Annotated in this window: 2 rRNA genes; both read left to right on the top strand. The window is 57.8% G+C overall.

Going from position 1 to position 5,065, the window contains the following annotated elements:
* The first annotated feature begins 58 nt into the window (after positions 1-58).
* Positions 59-1,586 (top strand): 16S ribosomal RNA (locus BFF77_RS28310).
* Positions 1,587-1,895: 309 nt separating this feature from the next.
* Positions 1,896-5,018: ribosomal RNA gene (locus tag BFF77_RS28305) — 23S ribosomal RNA — on the top strand.
* Together the 16S and 23S rRNA genes form the textbook arrangement of a ribosomal RNA operon.
* Positions 5,019-5,065 lie beyond the last annotated feature (47 nt).

Genomic DNA, 5,065 nt, shown 5'->3' with positions numbered 1-5,065 from the left:
TGGTGGTTCCGCTCTCGTGGTGCAGCCCGCGCTCCTTGTGAGCATGGTCGGGTAGACATTCACGGAGAGTTTGATCCTGGCTCAGGACGAACGCTGGCGGCGTGCTTAACACATGCAAGTCGAACGATGAAGCCCTTCGGGGTGGATTAGTGGCGAACGGGTGAGTAACACGTGGGCAATCTGCCCTTCACTCTGGGACAAGCCCTGGAAACGGGGTCTAATACCGGATAACACTGTTCCCTGCATGGGGGATGGTTGAAAGCTCCGGCGGTGAAGGATGAGCCCGCGGCCTATCAGCTTGTTGGTGGGGTGATGGCCTACCAAGGCGACGACGGGTAGCCGGCCTGAGAGGGCGACCGGCCACACTGGGACTGAGACACGGCCCAGACTCCTACGGGAGGCAGCAGTGGGGAATATTGCACAATGGGCGGAAGCCTGATGCAGCGACGCCGCGTGAGGGATGACGGCCTTCGGGTTGTAAACCTCTTTCAGCAGGGAAGAAGCGTGAGTGACGGTACCTGCAGAAGAAGCGCCGGCTAACTACGTGCCAGCAGCCGCGGTAATACGTAGGGCGCAAGCGTTGTCCGGAATTATTGGGCGTAAAGAGCTCGTAGGCGGCCTGTCGCGTCGGATGTGAAAGCCCGGGGCTCAACCCCGGGTCTGCATTCGATACGGGCAGGCTAGAGTGTGGTAGGGGAGATCGGAATTCCTGGTGTAGCGGTGAAATGCGCAGATATCAGGAGGAACACCGGTGGCGAAGGCGGATCTCTGGGCCATTACTGACGCTGAGGAGCGAAAGCGTGGGGAGCGAACAGGATTAGATACCCTGGTAGTCCACGCCGTAAACGTTGGGAACTAGGTGTTGGCGACATTCCACGTCGTCGGTGCCGCAGCTAACGCATTAAGTTCCCCGCCTGGGGAGTACGGCCGCAAGGCTAAAACTCAAAGGAATTGACGGGGGCCCGCACAAGCAGCGGAGCATGTGGCTTAATTCGACGCAACGCGAAGAACCTTACCAAGGCTTGACATACACCGGAAACTGGCAGAGATGTCAGCCCCCTTGTGGTCGGTGTACAGGTGGTGCATGGCTGTCGTCAGCTCGTGTCGTGAGATGTTGGGTTAAGTCCCGCAACGAGCGCAACCCTTGTTCTGTGTTGCCAGCATGCCTTTCGGGGTGATGGGGACTCACAGGAGACTGCCGGGGTCAACTCGGAGGAAGGTGGGGACGACGTCAAGTCATCATGCCCCTTATGTCTTGGGCTGCACACGTGCTACAATGGCCGGTACAATGAGCTGCGATGCCGTGAGGCGGAGCGAATCTCAAAAAGCCGGTCTCAGTTCGGATTGGGGTCTGCAACTCGACCCCATGAAGTCGGAGTTGCTAGTAATCGCAGATCAGCATTGCTGCGGTGAATACGTTCCCGGGCCTTGTACACACCGCCCGTCACGTCACGAAAGTCGGTAACACCCGAAGCCGGTGGCCCAACCCCCTTGCGGGGAGGGAGCTGTCGAAGGTGGGACTGGCGATTGGGACGAAGTCGTAACAAGGTAGCCGTACCGGAAGGTGCGGCTGGATCACCTCCTTTCTAAGGAGCATCTAAACCCTGTCAAAGGGGTTCAGAGCCACTACGTCGGCACCTGTCCGACGGTGGTCAGCTCATGGGTGGAACGTTGACTATTCGGCACGGTCCGGCCTTCGGGTCTGTGAGTACTGCTTCGGCGTGGAAAACAGGTTCTGTGGGCGGGGTTGTGCCGGGCACGCTGTTGGGTGTCTGAAGGTACGGGCCGGGTGGCTTGTTCCTTCGTACGCCGGTCCCGGTGTACTCGCTCGTGAGAGTGGGGTGGCGGGTGGCTGGTCGTTGTTTGAGAACTGCACAGTGGACGCGAGCATCTGTGGCCAAGTTTTTAAGGGCGCACGGTGGATGCCTTGGTACCAGGAACCGATGAAGGACGTGGGAGGCCGCGATAGGCCCCGGGGAGCTGTCAACCGAGCTTTGATCCGGGGGTGTCCGAATGGGGAAACCCGGCAGTCGTCATGGGCTGTCACCCGCTGCTGAACACATAGGCAGTGTGGAGGGAACGAGGGGAAGTGAAACATCTCAGTACCCTCAGGAAGAGAAAACAACCGTGATTCCGGGAGTAGTGGCGAGCGAAACCGGATGAGGCCAAACCGTATGTGTGTGATACCCGGCAGGGGTTGCGCATGCGGGGTTGTGGGAGTTCTCTGGATCGGTCTGCCGGCCGGTCGGCGAGTCAGAAACCGTATGGGTAGGCGAAGGACATGCGAAAGGTCCGGCGTAGAGGGTAAGACCCCCGTAGCTGAAATCTGTACGGCTCGTTTGAGAATCACCCAAGTAGCACGGGGCCCGAGAAATCCCGTGTGAATCTGGCGGGACCACCCGCTAAGCCTAAATATTCCCTGGTGACCGATAGCGGATAGTACCGTGAGGGAATGGTGAAAAGTACCGCGGGAGCGGAGTGAAATAGTACCTGAAACCGTGTGCCTACAAGCCGTGGGAGCGTCGCGCAAGGATTTATCCTTGCGTCGTGACTGCGTGCCTTTTGAAGAATGAGCCTGCGAGTTTGCGGTGTGTTGCGAGGTTAACCCGTGTGGGGTAGCCGTAGCGAAAGCGAGTCCGAACAGGGCGGTTTAGTAGCGCGCTCAAGACCCGAAGCGGAGTGATCTAGCCATGGGCAGGTTGAAGCGGCTGTAAGAGGTCGTGGAGGACCGAACCCACCAGGGTTGAAAACCTGGGGGATGACCTGTGGTTAGGGGTGAAAGGCCAATCAAACTCCGTGATAGCTGGTTCTCCCCGAAATGCATTTAGGTGCAGCGTCGTGTGTTTCTTGCCGGAGGTAGAGCACTGGATAGGCGATGGGCCCTACCGGGTTACTGACCTTAGCCAAACTCCGAATGCCGGTAAGTGAGAGCGCGGCAGTGAGACTGTGGGGGATAAGCTCCATGGTCGAGAGGGAAACAGCCCAGAGCATCGACTAAGGCCCCTAAGCGTACGCTAAGTGGGAAAGGATGTGGAGTCGCAGAGACAACCAGGAGGTTGGCTTAGAAGCAGCCATCCTTGAAAGAGTGCGTAATAGCTCACTGGTCAAGTGATTCCGCGCCGACAATGTAGCGGGGCTCAAGCGTACCGCCGAAGTCGTGTCATTGCAGTATGTACCCCCAACGGGGACTGTGATGGGTAGGGGAGCGTCGTGTGCCGGGTGAAGCCGCCGCGTAAGCGAGTGGTGGACGGTTCACGAGTGAGAATGCAGGCATGAGTAGCGATACACACGTGGGAAACGTGTGCGCCGATTGACTAAGGGTTCCTGGGTCAAGCTGATCTGCCCAGGGTAAGTCGGGACCTAAGGCGAGGCCGACAGGCGTAGTCGATGGACAACCGGTTGATATTCCGGTACCCGCTTTGAAACGCCCAGTATCGAATCAGACGATGCTAAGACCGTGATACCGCCCTGATCTCTTCGGAGTTGAGGGGAGTGGTGGAGCCGTCGGACCAGATCTGTAGTAGGTAAGTGATGGGGTGACGCAGGAAGGTAGTCCATCCCGGGCGGTGGTTGTCCCGGGGTAAGGGTGTAGGACGTGCGGTAGGTAAATCCGTCGCGCAATAGTCTGAGACCTGATGCCGAGCCGATTGTGGTGAAGTGGATGATCCTATGCTGTCGAGAAAAGCCTCTAGCGAGTTTCATGGCGGCCCGTACCCTAAACCGACTCAGGTGGTCTGGTAGAGAATACCGAGGCGTTCGGGTGAACTATGGTTAAGGAACTCGGCAAAATGCCCCCGTAACTTCGGGAGAAGGGGGGCCACGTCTGGTGAGGGGACTTGCTTCCTGAGCTGGGTGTGGCCGCAGAGACCAGCGAGAAGCGACTGTTTACTAAAAACACAGGTCCGTGCGAAGCCGTAAGGCGATGTATACGGACTGACGCCTGCCCGGTGCTGGAACGTTAAGGGGACCGGTTAGTCAATCTTCGGGTTGGCGAGGCTGAGAACTTAAGCGCCAGTAAACGGCGGTGGTAACTATAACCATCCTAAGGTAGCGAAATTCCTTGTCGGGTAAGTTCCGACCTGCACGAATGGCGTAACGACTTCTCGACTGTCTCAACCATAGGCCCGGTGAAATTGCATTACGAGTAAAGATGCTCGTTTCGCGCAGCAGGACGGAAAGACCCCGGGACCTTTACTACAGTTTGATATTGGTGTTCGGTTCGGCTTGTGTAGGATAGGTGGGAGACTTTGAAGCTTGGACGCCAGTTCAGGTGGAGTCGTCGTTGAAATACCACTCTGGTCGTGCTGGATGTCTAACCTGGGTCCGTGATCCGGATCAGGGACAGTGTCTGATGGGTAGTTTAACTGGGGCGGTTGCCTCCTAAAGGGTAACGGAGGCGCCCAAAGGTTCCCTCAGCCTGGTTGGTAATCAGGTGTTGAGTGTAAGTGCACAAGGGAGCTTGACTGTGAGACCGACGGGTCGAGCAGGGACGAAAGTCGGGACTAGTGATCCGGCGGTGGCTTGTGGAAGCGCCGTCGCTCAACGGATAAAAGGTACCCCGGGGATAACAGGCTGATCTTCCCCAAGAGTCCATATCGACGGGATGGTTTGGCACCTCGATGTCGGCTCGTCGCATCCTGGGGCTGGAGTCGGTCCCAAGGGTTGGGCTGTTCGCCCATTAAAGCGGTACGCGAGCTGGGTTTAGAACGTCGTGAGACAGTTCGGTCCCTATCCGCTGTGCGCGTAGGAGTCTTGAGAAGGGCTGTCCCTAGTACGAGAGGACCGGGACGGACGAACCTCTGGTGTGCCAGTTGTTCTGCCAAGGGCATGGCTGGTTGGCTACGTTCGGGAGGGATAACCGCTGAAAGCATCTAAGCGGGAAGCCTGCTTCGAGATGAGGACTCCCACCCCCCTTGAGGGGTTAAGGCTCCCAGTAGACGACTGGGTTGATAGGCCGGATATGGAAGCCAGGTGACTGGTGGAGTTGACCGGTACTAATAGGCCGAGGGCTTGTCCTCAGTTGCTCGCGTCCACTGTGTTAGTTCTGAGACAATGAACAGCCGTG

Origin of the sequence: Streptomyces lushanensis (assembly GCF_001700515.1) — a bacterium.
GTDB lineage: Bacteria > Actinomycetota > Actinomycetes > Streptomycetales > Streptomycetaceae > Streptomyces > Streptomyces lushanensis.
The sequence above is the reverse complement of the archived record's forward strand: the minus strand, read 5'-3'. Positions and strand labels throughout refer to the sequence as shown.